At 63.9% G+C, this 17,320-nt stretch carries 15 protein-coding genes; 10 read left to right on the forward strand and 5 right to left on the reverse strand.

What is annotated here, in order from left to right:
• The first annotated feature begins 39 nt into the window (after nucleotides 1–39).
• From J2X56_RS06130 to J2X56_RS06140, 3 genes are all read left to right on the forward strand, one after another.
• Nucleotides 40–1,731 (forward strand): DUF1302 domain-containing protein, encoded by a 1,692-nt coding sequence (locus J2X56_RS06130; RefSeq protein ID WP_310158919.1) that lies wholly within the window; start codon nucleotides 40–42, stop codon nucleotides 1,729–1,731.
• 114 nt (nucleotides 1,732–1,845) lie between these two features.
• The gene (locus J2X56_RS06135; RefSeq protein WP_209566834.1) at nucleotides 1,846–4,215 is read left to right on the forward strand and encodes an RND family transporter; all 2,370 of its coding nucleotides are present in this window, start codon (nucleotides 1,846–1,848) and stop codon (nucleotides 4,213–4,215) included.
• A 22-nt stretch (nucleotides 4,216–4,237) separates the two neighbouring features.
• Nucleotides 4,238–5,233 carry a YCF48-related protein gene (locus tag J2X56_RS06140; RefSeq protein WP_310158926.1) on the forward strand — a complete coding sequence of 332 codons (996 nt, stop codon included), beginning with the start codon at nucleotides 4,238–4,240 and terminating at the stop codon, nucleotides 5,231–5,233.
• Nucleotides 5,234–5,325: 92 nt separating this feature from the next.
• On the opposite strand, the gene J2X56_RS06145 is transcribed toward J2X56_RS06140, so the two are convergent.
• From J2X56_RS06145 to J2X56_RS06155, 3 genes are all read right to left on the reverse strand, one after another.
• On the reverse strand, nucleotides 5,326–6,756 hold the full coding sequence (locus J2X56_RS06145) for an aldehyde dehydrogenase family protein (RefSeq protein WP_310158929.1): 1,431 nt from the start codon (nucleotides 6,754–6,756) through the stop codon (nucleotides 5,326–5,328).
• 71 nt (nucleotides 6,757–6,827) lie between these two features.
• On the reverse strand, nucleotides 6,828–9,119 hold the full coding sequence (gene tynA, locus J2X56_RS06150) for a primary-amine oxidase (protein WP_310158932.1): 2,292 nt from the start codon (nucleotides 9,117–9,119) through the stop codon (nucleotides 6,828–6,830).
• Between the two features lie 243 nt (nucleotides 9,120–9,362).
• On the reverse strand, nucleotides 9,363–10,484 hold the full coding sequence (locus tag J2X56_RS06155; protein WP_310158934.1) for a porin: 1,122 nt from the start codon (nucleotides 10,482–10,484) through the stop codon (nucleotides 9,363–9,365).
• A 293-nt stretch (nucleotides 10,485–10,777) separates the two neighbouring features.
• Between J2X56_RS06155 and J2X56_RS06160 the strand changes: the two genes are divergently transcribed.
• The 5 genes from J2X56_RS06160 (at nucleotide 10,778) to J2X56_RS06180 (ending at nucleotide 15,269) form a co-directional block, all read left to right on the forward strand.
• A complete protein-coding gene (locus J2X56_RS06160; RefSeq protein WP_121041767.1) occupies nucleotides 10,778–11,911 on the forward strand; it encodes an ABC transporter permease in 1,134 nt (377 codons plus the stop codon).
• Nucleotides 11,905–12,735 carry an ABC transporter ATP-binding protein gene (locus J2X56_RS06165; protein WP_034339621.1) on the forward strand — a complete coding sequence of 277 codons (831 nt, stop codon included), beginning with the start codon at nucleotides 11,905–11,907 and terminating at the stop codon, nucleotides 12,733–12,735. Before J2X56_RS06160 ends, J2X56_RS06165 begins: the two co-directional genes overlap by 7 nt.
• A complete protein-coding gene (locus tag J2X56_RS06170; RefSeq protein WP_039785481.1) occupies nucleotides 12,735–13,652 on the forward strand; it encodes an MlaD family protein in 918 nt (305 codons plus the stop codon). Before J2X56_RS06165 ends, J2X56_RS06170 begins: the two co-directional genes overlap by 1 nt.
• Complete coding sequence (locus J2X56_RS06175; protein ID WP_310158946.1) at nucleotides 13,649–14,251, forward strand: ABC-type transport auxiliary lipoprotein family protein; 603 nt, start codon at nucleotides 13,649–13,651, stop codon at nucleotides 14,249–14,251. Before J2X56_RS06170 ends, J2X56_RS06175 begins: the two co-directional genes overlap by 4 nt.
• 100 nt (nucleotides 14,252–14,351) lie before the next feature.
• Nucleotides 14,352–15,269 carry a LysR family transcriptional regulator gene (locus J2X56_RS06180; protein WP_134135924.1) on the forward strand — a complete coding sequence of 306 codons (918 nt, stop codon included), beginning with the start codon at nucleotides 14,352–14,354 and terminating at the stop codon, nucleotides 15,267–15,269.
• Nucleotides 15,270–15,291: 22 nt separating this feature from the next.
• Here J2X56_RS06180 and J2X56_RS06185 read toward each other — a convergent pair whose 3' ends face one another.
• Nucleotides 15,292–16,032 (reverse strand): LrgB family protein, encoded by a 741-nt coding sequence (locus J2X56_RS06185; protein ID WP_034339613.1) that lies wholly within the window; start codon nucleotides 16,030–16,032, stop codon nucleotides 15,292–15,294.
• Nucleotides 16,032–16,412, reverse strand: coding sequence for a CidA/LrgA family protein (locus J2X56_RS06190; protein ID WP_310158951.1), 381 nt, complete (start codon nucleotides 16,410–16,412; stop codon nucleotides 16,032–16,034). Before J2X56_RS06190 ends, J2X56_RS06185 begins: the two co-directional genes overlap by 1 nt.
• Nucleotides 16,413–16,616: 204 nt before the next feature.
• Here J2X56_RS06190 and J2X56_RS06195 point away from each other — a divergent pair, with 204 nt between their 5' ends.
• Both J2X56_RS06195 and J2X56_RS06200 read left to right on the forward strand, forming a co-directional pair.
• Nucleotides 16,617–16,919, forward strand: a complete 303-nt coding sequence (locus J2X56_RS06195; RefSeq protein WP_209567631.1) for a type II toxin-antitoxin system Phd/YefM family antitoxin — start codon at nucleotides 16,617–16,619, stop codon at nucleotides 16,917–16,919.
• Between the two features lie 8 nt (nucleotides 16,920–16,927).
• Nucleotides 16,928–17,311: a type II toxin-antitoxin system RelE/ParE family toxin gene (locus J2X56_RS06200; protein ID WP_310158953.1), complete on the forward strand. Its 384-nt coding sequence runs from the start codon at nucleotides 16,928–16,930 to the stop codon at nucleotides 17,309–17,311.
• Nucleotides 17,312–17,320: the final 9 nt, after the last annotated feature.

Below are 17,320 nucleotides of genomic sequence, written 5' to 3' on the forward strand. Positions count from 1 at the left end.
CGGTCCTGAGACGGCATCCGCAACGGGAGAGGAACAACAATGAAAAATCATCTGCAAACCAGGGTCATCGCATTGGCCGCCGCCACGCTGTGCAGCGGCGCGGCACAGGCCATCACCTTCGAGGGCGAGACTGTGTCCGGCAATTTCGATTCCACGGTCTCGCTGGGTGTGGGCGTGCGCGCCAGCAAGCAATCCTGCGGCCTGATCATCGGCAGCAGTGGCGGCAGTGCAGCGGCCGCCTCCGGCACCAGTGCGCCGGGTGGCTGTGCCGATGCACTGTCATCGCTCAACGACCAGGGCGACCTGAACTACAACCGGGGCGACCGCTTCACCACCTATCTCAAAGGCACCCATGAGCTTTTGCTCAACATGCCGGAAGACGTGAAATTCCTGGGCCGCGTGAGCTGGCTGCGCGATTACTCGGCCACTCGCAGCACCGGCAACATCAGTGGAGCCAATACCACCGGCCGCGCGCTGTCGGATGACGCCACCAATGAATTGCATTCCAAGGTGCGCCTGCTGGACCTGTGGGTCAGCAAATCCTTCGACCTGGGCGAGGAACGCGCCCGCATCCGCGTCGGCAATCAGGTGGTGAACTGGGGCGAGAGCCTGTTCATCGCCGGCGGCATCAACCAGACCAATGCCATCGACCTGATGCGCCTGTCCAATCCGGGTACGCAGTTGAAGGAAGCCATCCTGCCCGCCCCCATGGTCAACTTCGCCACCGGCCTTGGCCGTGGATTCTCGGTGGAAACCTATGTGCAGCAAGGCTGGGAGAGCAATTACTTCCCGCCCGTGGGCAGCTACTGGTCGACCGCCACCGTGGGCAGCGGCGCCGATGCGCTGGGTGTGCCGGTCACCGGCCGTCCGCGCTCCACCGGCCAATATGGTGTGGCCCTGCGCTATACGCCGCCGGGTGCCGATGTGAACTTCGGCCTGTACGTGATGAATTACCACGACAAATCGCCCGTGCTGTCGACCGCCAATACCGCCAGCGGCCTGGGCTATTCCTATCTGGAAGACCGCAAGATGGTTGGCCTCTCGGCCAATTTCCCGCTGGGCAACTGGGCCATCGGCACGGAACTGTCGTATCGGCCCAAGGATGCGGTCTCGCTCAACGGCTCGGTGCAGAACGCCAATGGCGGCCTGTGCCAGACCAATGGCAAGTGCTACATCGAGACCGAGAAATACCAGCTGGCCATCACCGGCATGCTCAGCCTGACCCCCAGCGAACACGGTGCCGTGCTCAAGACCCTGGGGGCCGATACCGCCACGCTGATGGTGGAAGCGGTGGCCATCAAGTATCCCAACCTGAAGAGCGCGTATGGCGGCATCCCCGTGGCTGCGGGCCTGTGGGGCTGGGGCTACGACACCACGGCCAATGCCAGCAATACACTGGCCAATGGCGGCAATACTTCCGGCGTGGGCAGCGCGACTTCGTATGGCTACAACTTCGACTTCAGCTGGGTCTACGACGGTTCGGTGATCCCTGGCTGGCAGGTCATTCCCGATGTCTACTTCTTCCATGCCGTCAAGGGCCGCACGCCCAATGCCACGGCGACTTTCATGGAAGGCGCGAAGATGGCCAACTTCACCGTGACCTTCACCCAGAACCCGGCCAAGTGGCAGGTGGCGCTGAACTTCGCCAAATTCTGGGGAGGAGCCAGCGTGTTCGATCAACCGCTGCGTGACCGCAGCTTCTATGGCATGACCATCAGCCGCAACTTCTGAGGCCGCGCGCCCGGGCCCTCCACGGTCCGGGCGCATTGACGTGCAATCCCGTTTTGCTTGAAGCCGCCTGCGGGCGGCCCGCGTTTTTGAACTCCGACCCGAGACCACCGCACCATGGCCAACGCCCCTTCCCTGTTCAGTCTGGATAGACTCGAAGCCAGCCTGTTCCGCCTGCGCATTCCCATCCTGGCCCTGCTGCTGGCCTTCACCGCCGTGCTGTCGTATTTCGCGCTGCAATTGCGCATGGACGCCGGCTTTGAAAAACAGATGCCGACCCATCACGAATACATCGACACCTTCAAGCAATACCGCGATGACGTGCTCGGGGCCAATCGCCTCAACATCGTGCTGCGCGCACGCAAGGGCAGCATCTGGACCAGGGAGGGACTGACCCGTTTGTCCGAGATGACGCAGGCCGTCATGTTCCTGCCCAATATCAGCCGACTCGGCGTGCAGTCGCTGTGGACGCCCAACACTTTCGTGAACGAGATCACCGAAGAGGGTTTCCGCGCCGACCCCGTCATCCCCGGCACCGTGATCCCCTCGGCGCTCACGCCGGAGACCATCGAACAGATCCGCAATACGGCCGTCAATGGCGGCTTCGTCGGCACCCTCATCTCGCGCAACCAGGACAGCGCCATGATCGTGGCCGAGATCAACGAGTTCGATGCCAAGGGTGACAAGGTCGACTATCTGGCCTACAACAAACTGCTCAACGACCTGCGCGCGAAATACGAGAACGCCGACTTCGAAGTGCAGATCATCGGCTTTGCCAAGCAGATCGGCGACGTGGCCGATGGTGCCGAAGGCGTGCTCAAATTCTGCGCCATGGCCCTGCTGCTGACCACCGTCGCGGTCTACTGGTATTGCCGCTCGCTGCCCTTCACGCTGCTGCCGGTGGCCTGCTCGCTGGTGTCGCTGGTGTGGCAATTCGGCACGCTGCGCCTGCTCGGTTACGGGCTCGATCCGCTGGCGGTGCTGGTGCCCTTCCTGGTGTTTGCCATTGGCGTCTCGCATGGCGTGCAGCAGATCAATACCATCGTGCGCGGCATTGCCAGTGGCCAGTCCTGCGAAGCGGCGGCCCGCGCCAGTTTCAAGGGCCTGCTCATTCCGGGCGTGCTGGCGCTGGTGACGGCGCTGGTGTCCTTCGTCACGCTGGTGATGATCCCGATTCCCATGGTGCGCGAGCTGGCCATCACGGCGTCCATCGGCGTGGGCTACAAGATCATCACCAACCTGGTCATGCTGCCGCTGGCGGCCTCGCTGCTGAAGGTCGGCAAGACCTATGCCGACAGCGCCATGCGCGCCCAGCAGGCCAGAGGCCGCTGGCTGGCCGTGCTGTCCCGCTCGGCACAGCCGCGCGTGGCGCGCAGTATCGTCGTCATCACCCTGCTGGTGCTGGCCGGATCGGCCTGGTACAGCCATGACCGCCTGGTCGGCACGCTGCAGCCGGGCGCACCGGAACTGCATGCCGACGCACGCTACAACCGCGATGCCCGCTGGATCGCGGACAACTACGGCAACGGGCTGGACTGGCTGACGGTCATCCTGTCGACGCCTTCCAATTCGTGCGACAACGTCAGCTTCGGGCGTTATCAGGATCAGTTCGATACGGTCATGCGGCATGTACCGGGCGTGCTGTCCGTGAGCTCCTTCGCCGACCAGATGAAGATCTATAACGAGGGTTACAACGAGGGCAATCCGGCCATGTTCACGGTGCCGCTGGATGCCGCCAACTATGCCGCCCTGGCGGTAGAAATCGGGCGTGTACGCGGCTTCCTCTCCAAGGACTGCAACATGCTGGCCAGCCATCTGTTCCTGGCCGACCACAAGGCTGCCACCATCAATGGCGTGATCCAGGCCGTGAAGGCCTATCGCGACCAGCACAAGCTGGCCGGGCTGGAAATCCGCCTGGCCGCAGGCAACGCGGGCGTGATCGCGGCCGTCAATGATGAAGTGGAAAAATCCGAGCTGCCCATGATGCTCTACGTCTATGGGGCCATCGTGCTGCTGGTGTTTGCGGTCTATCGCGACTGGCGCGCCATCATCGCCTGCTGCCTGCCGCTGACGGTGGCTACCTTCATCGGCTATGCCTTCATGAAGCAATTGCAGATCGGCCTGACAGTAGCGACTCTGCCCGTGATGGTACTGGCCGTGGGCATCGGCGTGGACTATGCCTTCTACATCTACAACCGGCTGCAGCTGCATCTGGCTGCTGGCCTGCCCATTGAAGAGGCGCTGCACAACGCGATTCAGGAAGTGGGCATCGCCACCATCTTCACGGCCATCACGCTCGCCATTGGCGTGGCCACCTGGTCCTTCTCCGACCTCAAGTTCCAGGCCGACATGGGCAAGCTGCTAGCCTTCATGTTCCTGGTCAACCTGGTCATGGCGATGACCGCCCTGCCCGCCTTTGCAGTGGTGCTGGAGAAGATGTTCCCGCGCAAGTCGCCCATCAAGCTCAACAGCGCCCTGGCGCACTGATTACCGATCGCAAGGACGATTCATGATTTATTTCCGCAAACATTCTGTGACGCTGGCCTTGGCCGTGCTGGCCGGTGGCGTCTCCCCTGGCGCATTGGCGCAGGCCGGCGCGCCGGTCACGCTGTCACCGGCGCGCTCCGATGCGCATGCCCTGCACAACATGATGCTGGGCGCGACCCGTGCCGGCAGCCGCATCGTGGCCGTTGGCGCCTATGGCTACATCATCCTCTCCGACGATGGCGGTGCCAGCTATCGCCAGGCCGACAAGGTACCGGTCGATACCACGCTGACCTCGGTCAGTTTCGCCGGTGCAGAGCAAGGTTGGGCCGCCGGCCACGGTGGCGTGATCCTGCACACCGCCGATGGCGGCAAGACCTGGGCCCTGCAGCGCAGCGACACCAGCGTGGACCAGCCACTGTTTTCGGTCTGGTTTGCCAATGCCAATGAGGGCTGGGCGGCCGGCTTGTGGTCGCTGCTGCTGCATACGCGCGATGGCGGCAAGAGCTGGCAGCAAGTCAAACTGCCCACGGCACCGGGCCAGCAGCGCGGCGACCTGAACCTGCTGCACATCTTCCCCGGCCGCGATGGCGCGCTGTTCGTCGCGGCCGAGCAAGGCGTGCTGTATCACTCGCCCGATGGCGGCCAGCACTGGGAAGCGCTGGCCACGGGGAGCAAGGCTTCGCTGTGGAGCGGCGTGGTCACTGCCTCCGGGGCCATCATCGTTGGTGGTCTGGGCGGCAAGCTGCTGCGCAGCGAGGATGGTGGGCAGCACTGGCAGGTATTGGCCTCGCCCACCAGCGGCTCCATCACGGCCCTGCGCAGCGAAGGCAATCAGGTCATGGCAAGCTCGCTCTCCGGTTCGCTGCTGGTGAGCGAGGACGACGGACGGCAATGGCGCATCAAGGCTGTGGCACGCGATGCGCTGACCACGCTGGAATTGCAGGATGGACGGGCCGAGCGGCCGATCGCGTATGGCAAGGGCGGGCAGGCCAAGCTGGAGGCGAGCGTGACGCGCTAAGCTTTCCCACTGGGGCGCGCATGCATCATGTCGCTTCGGGCATTAAAAAAGGATATCCACGGATATCCTTTTTTTGATACAGCACCGTACGGTTATTTTTTCAAACTGATCACTTGCGGCTGCGTGACACCCTTCAATCCCTCCTGCCCGAATTCCAGTCCCCACCCCGAGCGCTTGTTGCCGCCAAAGGGCACCATGGGATGGACCATGCCGTGCTGGTTCACCCACACCGTCCCGGCCTGCAATCGGGTAGCCACTTCGGCAGCACGCTGCGTATCACTGCTCCACACCGACGCGCCCAGGCCGACGTCGAGCCGGTTGGCATTGGCGATGGCCTGCTCCAGATCGCTGTAGCGGATGATGGGCAGCACCGGCCCGAACTGCTCCTCGTCCACCAGACGCGCACCATCGCGGATCTCGGTCACCAGCGTGAGCGGATAGAAATTGCCCGGGCCATCCGGCAGCACGCCACCGCAGACGATGGTGGCGCTCTCTTCACGGGCACTGTCCACCAGCGCCGCCACTTTCTTCAACTGCATGGGATTCTGTACCGGCCCCATGGCGATGCCGGGCTGCAAGCCGTCGCCCATGGGCGTGGCCGCAATGATGGCCTTGAGCTCGGCCACGATCTGGTCATGCAGCGCATCGGGCACGTAGAGGCGCTTGACACAAGCGCAGGTCTGGCCCATGTTGAGGAAGGCGCCCCAGAACAGGCCCGGCGCAATCGCCTTGGGATCGGCATCTTCCAGCACGATGGCCGCATCATTGCCGCCCAGTTCCATGGTGGTCGGGGTGAGGTTGCGCGCGGCCGCCGCGACGATGCGCGCGCCGGTCGCACCGGAGCCGGTGAACATGATCTTGTTGACGTCCGCATCCTCCGCCAGCAGGGCGCCCACGCTGCCATCGCCGCTGACCGTATTGAGCACGCCGGCCGGCAGTGCTTCCGCAATCACGCGCGCCAGTTCCAGGCCGCAGACGCTGGTGTATTCGGAGGGCTTGAGCACGACCGTATTGCCGGTGTAGAGCGCCGGGATGATCTGCCAGATGGAAATCATCAGCGGCCAGTTCCAGGGTGCGATGGCGGCAATCACGCCATAGGGCTTGCGATGCAGTTCGTCGCGCCGGGTCTCATCCTCGAACACCACTTCCGGGGCCAGTTCCAGGCTGGCCGTGGCGCGCGTCCAGGCCTCGCAGCCCCACAGTTCGAAGCGCGAGCCCGGCACCTGGTCAGGACCTACGCCGCCCAGAGGACGGCCCTGCTCCAGCGTCACCAGCGTGGCCAGCCGTTCGGCGTTGGCGGCGATGGCATCGGCCACGCGCTGCAGATGCTCGCGCCGCTGCGCCAGTGACAAGGCTGCCCAGCCGGGCTGCGCCTGGCGTGCGGCGGCCACTGCAGCGGCGACCTCGATGGCATCGGAGTGCGGGAAGCGGCCCATGACCTGGCCGTTGGCGGGATTGTGCGAATCGAGCAGGCGGCTGCCCGTGCGCAGCTGGCCGCCGATGATGTTGGATGCGATGTGCATGGAGTCTCCTTGTGAAAAAAGACCGTCGGGCCGAAGCGCAGACGGTCAAGCTTTGCCGGCTTGGGGAAGCCTTATTTCTTCTTGTTCAGGCCGAGGATGGGCGTCTCGTCGAAGAAGTTCCAGGGCTTCAACAGGACGTGCACCCATTCGGTGGGCATGATGGGCCACTCTTCGGCACGCGCCACGTGCGTGGTGCCGGTGGTCAGCCAGACCACATCGTCCTGGTTGACGATGGACTGGTTGTCCTTGACGAAGGCGCCCAGACCGGTGTCCTCGTGCGAGCGGTTCGGATACTTGCCTTCCGGGAAGCGCTGCTGCGGGTCATAGCGGGTCACCCACAGCTGGCGGTCCATGAAGCTCAGGCGCTTGTTGAGCCATTCATCGGGCGAGAAGTTGGCGCCCTTGGCAATCGGGTGCGTACCGCCCGCATACGGGATCAGCTGGTAAGAGACCGGATTGCCGACCTTGTTGAACTTGTTCGGATTGCTCAGCAAACGAATGGTCGATGCATCGAATTTCTGCGCCGCCTGCTGCTCGGTCTCTGCGGTGCGCTGCACGGTCTGCATGGTGCTGCTGCGCGGGCCGCCCCGGGTGTTGGGCAACACCACCGGATCAACTTCGGTGAGCGTATTGCCTTCACCATCGATGTCCAGATCAAGACGGAAGTTGTAGATATGCTGGTGCGTGGTGCCGACGATGTTGTGATCGATCAGCGTGCCGTAACGCGTGTCCTCGGCCGCGCTGGCGTCACGCATGGTCGAGGACTTCACGCCCTTGACCGCTTCGATGCCGGTGGCGCCGGCATTGATGCCGATGGTGCCGTTCTCGGCAAAGACCCAGTCGAAGATGTAGTCGTAATTGCCGACCGTGCTGATCCAGCGGATCACCAGCTCACGCCGCTCCACCGACAGATTGGGCTGGCCGTATTCCTGGTGCTTGAATTCCGGACCGGCATAGCGTTCGAAGACGCCAATGGCGCGCGGGATGGTGCGCGGCTTGCCGCTGGTGTCGGCCAGCGTGGCATCGAGCAGCACCACGTTGTCAGGGGCATCCTTGCCGCGCTCGATGGGTGAGGTCAGCGTGCCCATGCCGTATTCGCCCGAATCCAGGTAGGCCTTGAAATACCAGCCCACGTCCGGATCACCGTAAGGCACGATCATGCCGCCCAGCGAACCCTCGTACATGATCTGGCGTTTCTTGCCGTGGTCGTTGTAGGTGACGGTAGAGAACATCAGCCCCACGCGCGAATCCAGCTTGAAGTGCATCTCCCAGTTGCGCCAGCGCAGGGTGTTGCCGGTGATGGTGTAGTTCTTGCCCTCGGGCTCGCTGATGTCCAGCGGCTTGGGCGGCGGCACCAGAGCGCGGCCGCTGCCGTCGTAGCCGGTCGGTTTCATCGGCACCGGGATCACGCCGTTGTCTTCGATCTTGATGACTTTCTTCTGCACCAGATCGACCACCGCCACCAGGTTTTCGATGGGATGGGCCCAGTAATTGCCGTCGCCGACATCCAGGTAGCTGACCACCTTGAGCAGGCGGGCATCTTCCTGCAAGGCATCCTTGCCGCCGAAGTAGCCCACGGTCAGCGGAGTGGCCACCACCTTCTTGATGTCGGTGATGCCGCGCTTGGCCAGCGCCTGGGCGTAGTCGGGGCTGGTTTCCATCGCATTCTGGACGGTGGCGAAGTCATCCACCAGCACCATGCCATGCACGCCGGTCTTGGGCTCCCAGCGCGTCACGCTGCGTTGGCCCAGATCCACCGTACCTTCGATCACCTGGCTGCCATCTAGCAAAGTGAAATCGGCGCGCCGGGCAAAGGTCTGTCCGCGTTCGCCGAGGGCGAATTTCCAGACCTGCTCCTTGGGCGCTTCGGCCACCGTGATTTCGGTAAAGCGATAGGACGGCTGCCAGCGGCCGCTGGCCTTCAAGACATCCAGCGTGGCATTGATCTCATCGGCGCTGAGCGGGTTCAGCGGATGCGGCACGGCCTCGATCTGGAAAGTCTTGTCCAGACTGGGCGCAAAGACGGTATTGATGAATTCGTCGGAGACATAGGGCTGTCCGTTCTTCATCACCAGCGGCACCGGCAGCTTCACGCTCTGGCCGTTGACCAGCGCGGTCGTGGCGCGCGGCTTGACGCGCACGGTCACGCTGTTGCGCTGGATGGTCCACAGACCCGCATAGGCATCCCAGCGCACGGTAGCGCCGAAATCTTCCAGGGTCTTCTTGAGCGGCAACATGTGTGCGGCCGCGCCATGGGCGGCGGCCGGCAGCGGCGCCAGCAAGGCAGTGGCCAGGCCGGCTACGGAAAGCGTAGACAAGACCGCCTTGCGCAGCAGGCGGGAACGGAAACGAGTGGAGGTCATGGTCGGAACGTGTCGGTGTGGAACGGGTGTGATGGATTATTGCGTTCCCTTCCCGCACCGGCGTAGCCCGATTTGGCAAACCTGCGCGCCGCACGAGGTCCTGCGGCGCGCGCAGCCTGCGTTCTCTTCCCGCATGCAGCCTTTCTTTGCCCCTGATGTCTCCGGATCGCACCGCTCAAAAGCAAAACAGCCCCCGCACTGCGGAGGCTGTTTTGCCGTTTTCGGCTATGTTTTTCGGCGCTCTCAGAACTTGTGCCGCAGCCCGATACGCAGGACATTCTGGCTGCTGTCGTCCGCCGGTGCCGACGAATAGGCCGCGCTGATGACGCCGGGATTGAGCACGTCGCTGGCTGACTGGCGGCTGGCCATGGCGTAGAGATCGGTGCGCTTGCTGAAGAAATAATCGATGCCGACATTGAGCTGCGTGGTGTGTCCGCGCGTAGCACCACCGCTGGCACGGGACAGATCGGCACGATCATGGATGACACTGCCCAGCAGGTGCAGCCTGGCATTCATCGCGTAATCCACGCCGACGTCGAACACATTGGCGCGGGTAGCGCTGGTGATGGCCACCAGTCCGCTCGCCGCCAGCGGCTGCTGGGTCGGGCGGCGCACCTGTGACCAGGCTGCGAACAGCTTGGCCGGACCGGCCTGGTAGCTGGCCCCCAGGGTGAAGGTCTTGAGGTCGGTATCACCGGCACTGGACGGCGGCGTATCCGCGGCCAGCTTGCTTTGGTAGTAAGCGGCACCGATGCCGGCATTGCCGCGCCGATAGTTGGCTCCGACGCCGAAGGCTTGTCCCGCTGAAGTCTTGCCTGCGACCTCGCCGAAGCCGTAGAAGAGGCTGCCGGTAAAGCCATCAATGTCGGCCGTATCGAAGCGCAGCGAATTGCTGGTCCGTGCGCCGGTCAGGCGATCGAGGCTGTTGAAGTGACCGGCACGCACACCGCCACCCCCGAAAATCTGGAAGGAACTGTATTGCAGACCAATCTCCTCCAGGTAATCGGTCTGGCGGCCGATGGTCAGGGTGCCGTATTGACTGCTCAGGCCGACCACCGACTTGCGGTCGAACAGGCTGCCCGGCGTGGCCATGGCACCGTCGTCAGCGGAGAATCCGTTTTCCAGCTGGAAGATGGCCGCCAGTCCGCCACCCAGTTCCTCGCGGCCGCGAAAGCCGATGCGCGAGGCCATGGCGTCACCGGAGTCGACACTGACGCGGCTGTTGTTGCCGGCACCGACCTTGCTGGCATAGACCAGGCTCATGTCGATGACGCCATAGACGGTGACGCCGGAAGTCTGGGCCTGGGCACATTGGCTGGCGTTGAGCAGCCCCAGGGCGGAAAGAGTGAAGACGAGTTTTTTCATGAGAAGCGTGCCGCACGCGGCATGGTGCAGAAAACGTCAAATCATCCCGGGTGCTTTCTGCCGGGTGGAGGGAGGAGAATGGCACTGGCCGGGTCCAGGGAAGGCACATGGTAGGAGCCCCTTCCCCCCGCAGCAATTACCTCTTGGGATAGTGCCCGCGCGGGTCATTGCGGCTGGCGCGAAGCCTGTGCCCATGCCATACTTGCGGCGGCCCGCTGACGCTTTTTGCGCAGTGGCGCGCAAGTTCGGTACACTGCCCTCTTCCAACCTTGCCCTCGCTGGCCTGACCTGATTTGAACAACGCCGCCACCTTCCGCCTCGAACCGTCCAGCCCGCCTGTGCTGCACGTGGAAGGCGACTGGACCTTGCGCAACTACCGCGCGCTGTCGCACCAGATCGCGCAGCAGCGGCCGGCGGTAGACGATCAGCTGGTGCTGACGTTTTCTGCACTGACCGCCTTTGACACCGTGGGCGCCAAGCTGCTGGTGGATCTGCTGGGCGTGCCCGCAGCCTTGCGCCAGACCGGCGAGGACAGCAATCTGCCGCGCGCCTGGCGCGGCCTGCTGGCCGCCGTGGCCGAGGCCAAGGCCATCGCCATGCCCAAGGCCGCCCCGCCGCCGCAGGCCTGGATTACCGACATGCTGGAACGGGCCGGCGTCGCCACCCTCAACCTGCGCGCCTGTTCGCGCGGCCTGCTGGGTTTTGCCGGACTGTGCCTGCAGACCTTGGCGGCCTCGTTCTGGCGTCCTTCGCGCTGGCGCTTTACGGGCGTAGTGGCCCAAGTGGAACAGACCGGGCTGGACGCGGTGCCCATCGTCTCCCTGCTGACCTTCATGGTGGGTGCCGTGGTCGCCTTCCTGGGGGCGACCGTGCTGGCCGATTTCGGCGCCAGCCTTTATACGGTGGACCTGGTGGCCTTCTCCTTCCTGCGTGAATTCGCCGTCCTGCTGACGGCCATCCTGATGGCCGGGCGCACCGCCAGTTCCTTTACGGCGCAGATCGGCTCGATGAAGGCCAACGAGGAAATCGATGCCATCCGCGCGCTCGGACTGGACCCGATCAACCTGCTGGTCCTGCCGCGCATCATCGCGCTGCTGATCTCCATGCCCCTGCTCACCTTCATCGCCATGATGTCGGGCCTCTTCGGCGGAGCCATGGTGTGCGCGCTGTCGCTGGACATCAGCCCGACCATGTTCCTCTCGCTGCTGCAGCAGGATGTGGGCATCCGCCACTTCGTGCTGGGCATGGTCAAGGCACCGCTGTTTGCCTTCGTGATCGCCATCATCGGCTGCAACGAAGGCTTCAAGGTCAGCGGCAGCGCCCAGTCGGTAGGCCAGCACACCACCTCCAGCGTGGTGCAGTCGATCTTCGTGGTGATTTTGCTGGATGCACTGGCGGCCCTGTTCTTCATGGAGATGGGATGGTGACCCCGGCGCACGACGATCAGGCCGTCGAAGCGATCATCGACGTGCGCGGCCTGCGCAACCAGTTCGGACCGCAAGTGGTCCATGACCAGCTGGACTTGCAGGTGCGGCGCGGTGAAATCCTGGGCGTGGTGGGCGGTTCCGGTACCGGCAAATCGGTCCTGCTGCGCAGCATCGTCGGCTTGCAACGTCCTGCGGCGGGACAGGTGAAAGTGTTCGGACAGGATCTGTCTGCACTGTCCACCGAAGCACGTTCGCAGTATGAGCGTCGCTTCGGCGTGCTGTTCCAGCAGGGCGCATTGTTCTCTTCGCTGACCGTGCTGGAAAACATCGCGCTGCCCCTGACCGAATACGGCGGACTCGATGCCGATGAGGCGCGTGGGGTCTCGGCGATGAAGCTGGCGCTGGCCGGTCTGCCCATTGCAGCCGGCGACAAAACTCCGGCGGAACTTTCGGGCGGCATGATCAAGCGCGCCGCGCTGGCCCGTGCGCTGGCGCTGGATCCGGACATCCTGTTCCTGGACGAACCGACCGCCGGCCTCGACCCCATCAGCGCCGCCGCCTTCGACCGCCTGATCCTGACCCTGCGCGACGCGCTGGGCCTGACCGTGTTCCTGGTCACCCATGACCTGGACACCCTCTATGCCATCTGCGACCGCGTTGCCGTGCTCTCGGCCAAGCGCGTACTGGTGGCCGACCGCATCGAGGCCGTGGCGGCCTTCGATGATCCGTGGATACGGCAATACTTCCAGGGCCCGCGCGGACGGGCCGCCAGCCAGGCCGCACTGCGTGCTTCGGCCACCCCAACGCATCAAGGAAACGCCTAATGGAAACGCGTGCCCATCACGTCCTCATCGGACTCTTCACCATCCTGGTCGCCCTGGCGGCACTGGTGTTCTGCCTGTGGCTGACCAAGGTCGGACAGGACCGCGACGTCGACTACTACACGGTCATCTTCAACGAGGCGGTCAGCGGCCTCTCGCGCGGCAGTCCTGTGCAATACAGTGGCATCAAGGTGGGCGATGTGGTCGGCCTGAGCCTGGACCCGGCCGACCCGCGCAAGGTGCGCGCCCGCATCCGCGTGACCGGCAAGGCGCCCATCAAGGAAGACACCGGCGCCAAGCTGGCCCTGGCCGGCATCACCGGTACCGCACTGATCCAGCTGACCAATGGCTCGCCCGAGAGTCCTCGGCTGGAGTCCAAGGATGGCAATGACCCGATCATCATCGCCTCGCCCTCGCCGCTGTCGGCGCTGCTCTCCAACGGCGAGGACCTGCTCTCCAACGTCAATGAAGTGCTGCTCAATGCCAAACAGTTCCTGGCGCCGGAAAACGCCCGCCGCCTGAACCAGACCCTGGCGCACCTGGAACAGCTGACCGATACCCTGGCCAACCAGCGCGGCAACGTCGGCACCGCCATGCAGGAACTGGCGGCAGCGGCGCGCCAGGCCAATCTGGCGATGCAGTCGGCCAACCAGTTGCTGGCCACACGCGGCAATGACGCCATGGGCAACCTGCAGCAAGCCATGCGTTCGCTGGCGGCCAGCAGCCAGCAGATCGAAAAGCTGATCCAGCAGAACCAGGCCGCCCTCAACAACGGTGCCCAGGGCGTGGCCGAGATCGGCCCGGCCATTACCGAACTGCGCAGTACCCTGGCCTCGGTGCGGGCCATCAGCCGCAAGCTGGAAAGCAATCCCGGTGCCTACCTGCTGGGCCAAGACAATCTTCAGGAATTCCAACCATGATGACCCCGCTCCTGCGCACCGCCCTGGTGACCGCCAGCCTGGCCCTGACCGCGTGTTCGATTCTTCCCAAGTCCGATCCGCTGGCGGTCTATCGCCTGCCGCCGCTGGCTTCGCCGCATGCGGCGAGCACCGGCACGCCCTATCGCGCGCTGCGCATCGCCACTCCGGCGGCCAGCCGCAGCATCGACAGCGAACGCATCCTGGTGCTGCCTGAAGGCGACGTGGTCAAGTCCTATGCCGGCGTGCGCTGGAGCGATCCGGCACCGCAGCTGCTGCGCGACCGCCTGCTGGATGCCTTCCAGGCCGACGGACGTTTCCCGCGCCTGTCCGGCGACAATGCCAACATCGCGGCCGAGGTCGAACTCGATGGCGCACTCAACGCCTTCCAGACAGAATATCGCAACGGCGCGCCCAGCGTGGTGATCGTCTATGACGCGCGACTGGTCGACACCGCCACGCGCCAGCAACTGGCGGCGCGGCGCTTTGCGGTGGTGGAAGCGGTGGCCGGCAGCAAGGTGCCGGAGGTGGTCAGCGCCTTTGGCAGCGCCTCGGCGCGGCTGGCGGGCGAAGTGGTGGCGTGGGCCGCCACGGTGCGATGAACGGATTTTCCGGACGCGCCATTATCCGAACGTAGCATGGGCAGGCGCACGCTGCTGTGGCAATCTGACCGGTATTTTTCTTGCGGATCGGAAAGCAGCCATGGACAAGTTGCAAGCGATGGAAACCTTTGTCGCCGTGGTAGAGAGCGGCAGCTTCGTAGCCGCCGTGGAGGTGACCGGCCAGTCCAAACCGGCGGTCTCGCGGCAGGTTTCGGAGCTGGAACAGTTCCTCGGCATCCGCCTGCTCCACCGCACCACGCGGCGGCTCTCGCTGACCGATGAGGGCCGCGTCTACTTCACGCGTTGCAAGGAATTGCTGGAATCCATCCAGGATGTGGAGAGCGAAGTCGGGCTCAATTCCGACCAGGCCTGCGGACGGCTGCGCATCGGCGCTCCGCAGGATTTCGGCGTGGAGCAACTGGCTCCGCTATGGGGCAAGTTCACCGAACAGAATCCGCTGATCACGCTCAACATCACCTTGTCTGACCGCACCATCGACCTGCTTGAGGAAGGTTTCGACATGGCCATCCGCATCAGCACCCTCGGTGACAGCCGCATGGTGGCGCGGCCGCTGGCACCGGTGCGCATGATTGCCTGCGCCTCGCCGGCCTTCCTGCAGCGGCACGGTACGCCGGTGAGTCCGGCGGAACTGCGCGACTATCCCTTCATCTCCTACAGCTACCGCAACGGCGGCGATGAGTGGCATTTCAAGCATGAGCACGGCGACACCTGCACGGTGCGCGTGCGCTCCACCGTCTACGTCAACAATGGCGCTACCTGCCGTGCCATGGCCATGGCCGGCCAGGGCATCGCGATCCAGCCGGACTTCATCGTCAACGCGGCAATCCAGTCCGGTGAACTGGTGGAATTGTTTGAAGGCTGGAGCACCGGCGAGCAGCTGGTGGTGCATACGCTCTACCCGACCCGCACGCATCTGCCGCCCAAGGTGCAGCGCATGCGTGATTTTCTGGTGGAGCAGTTCAAGGTACCGCCATGGTGCCCGAAGCAAGTAACTTAAATTTAAATTATTTAGTTCATTCTCAATTTCCGGTCCAGCGCAGGAACAGCGGCATGAGCACCGGCACCAGCACGGCGGTGAAGACGCCATTGAGTCCCATGCCCAATCCGGCAAAGGCCCCCATCTCCGCACTGACCTGCAAAGCGCGCGCGGTACCGATGCCATGCGAGGCCACGCCCAGCGCGAAGCCGCGCACCGGATGGCTGTCGATGCGCAGGAAGTTGAGCACGTAGCGCGCCAGGACCGCGCCCAGGATGCCGGTGCAGATCACCAGCACGGCGGTCAGCGACGGCAGGCCGCCGAAGCGTTCCGAGATGGCCATGGCAATCGGCGTGGTGGCCGACTTGGGTGCCATGGAAATGACGATGTCGCGCGAGGCCCCCATGGCGTAGGCGATCCCGACCGCCGAGACCACGGCCGTCACGGAACCGGCGGCCAGTCCCAGCATCAGCGGCAGCACTGCGCGGCGGAAATTGTGCCACTGCTTGTAGAGCGGCATGGCCAGCGCAACCGTGGCCGGTCCAAGCATGAAATGCACGAATTGCGCGCCTTCGAAATACGTCTTGTAGGGCGTATGCGTGATGCCCAGGATGCTGACCACGATGACGATGGCGATCAGCACGGGATTGGCCAGCGGGTGGTAACCCAGCCGCCGGTAGATCCACAGTGCCACGAGATAGGCCACCAGCGTGGTCGTCAGCCCCAGCAGCGGCGAGGCCGCCAGGTAGACCCAGACATCGGTCAGACGGGCCAGGCCGTGCATCAGTGCGACTCCTCATCGTGATCCGGCTGGCGTGCCGCAGAGAAGCGCTTCATCGCCGCATTGGTCACCAGCGCGCCGACGCCGATGGCCAGCACCGTGCTCACCACCAGCGCCACCGCGATGGCCGGCAGATCGCCTTTGAGCTGGCCGGCAGCGGCAATCACGCCGACACCGGCCGGCACGAACAGCAGCGACAGGTGCTGCAGGATGCCCCATGAGGTCGGCTCCATCATCTGCGCCAGGCGTGAGGAAGAGAGAAAGGCGATCAGCAACAGCAGCATGCCGATCACCGGACCGGGAATGGGCAGGCCCAGCAATTGCGCGGTGCCTTCGCCCAGGCATTGGAAGACCAGGAGGATGGCGAGGGGGGTGAGGTTCATGGGCGGCCAATGGTGATGGAAGTGGCAGACAATCAAAAAATGCGAGGAAAGCGGATTGATTTCACGATTTCGCTGCCAGACCAGGCAATTTGCGCGAGCATGCGCCTCTTCCATCCAAGGAGTGACATCATGCGCACGCAAGCAACCAGCAAGGCAGGCCTCTATAATGTACAGGAATCTGTACATCATTTTAGGAGGTCCGAGATGGCCTTTTCTTCCACTGACGTGATTACGCTGACGCAAGCCCGGGCCCAACTTTCCGAACTGGCGGATCAGGTCAAGGCGGGCACAGAGAAAATCATTACCAAGAACGGCGTCAGCTACGTCGCCTTGATCGATACAGAGCGACTGGATTACTACCATCAGTTGGAGCGGGAGCACCTGCACCTGCTGACCATTGAAGATGCCCGCGCCGGGCTGGCCGATGTCGCGGCCGGTCATGTGGACGATGCCCGCACCGCCCTCAACGGCCTCAAACGCCGCCGCACTGCCAAGACCACGCGCTGAGGTACAAGGTGGCCGTCCCGCATCGGGTCGAGGTCACGACGTATTTCCTTCGCGGGCTGGCGCAGATCGAGGATTTCCTCGACGCCAATGAGGCAACCGATGCCTATGACCAGCTGCTGGATGAACTGATCGCGACCGTCATCCCCAATCTGGAAAGTTTTCCGCAGCTCGGCCCCTTGATTCAAGGCGGCGCCGGGCAATCAATCGAAGTCCACAGCGCCCTGCGCCTCCTCGAACGGCAATTGGGCAGACTGGCCCGACACACGGAGGTACGAGAGTACGTAATGAAGGATACCCTGGTGCTCTATGCCCGCTCCAGGGGTGTCGTTCACTTGCTCTCAATACGCCACCAGCGGCAGCGCCGCAACTATCTCGCCGCGCCCTCACCGTAAGTCCTGCGC

Source organism: Herbaspirillum sp. 1173 (assembly GCF_031455335.1).
GTDB lineage: Bacteria > Pseudomonadota > Gammaproteobacteria > Burkholderiales > Burkholderiaceae_D > Herbaspirillum > Herbaspirillum huttiense.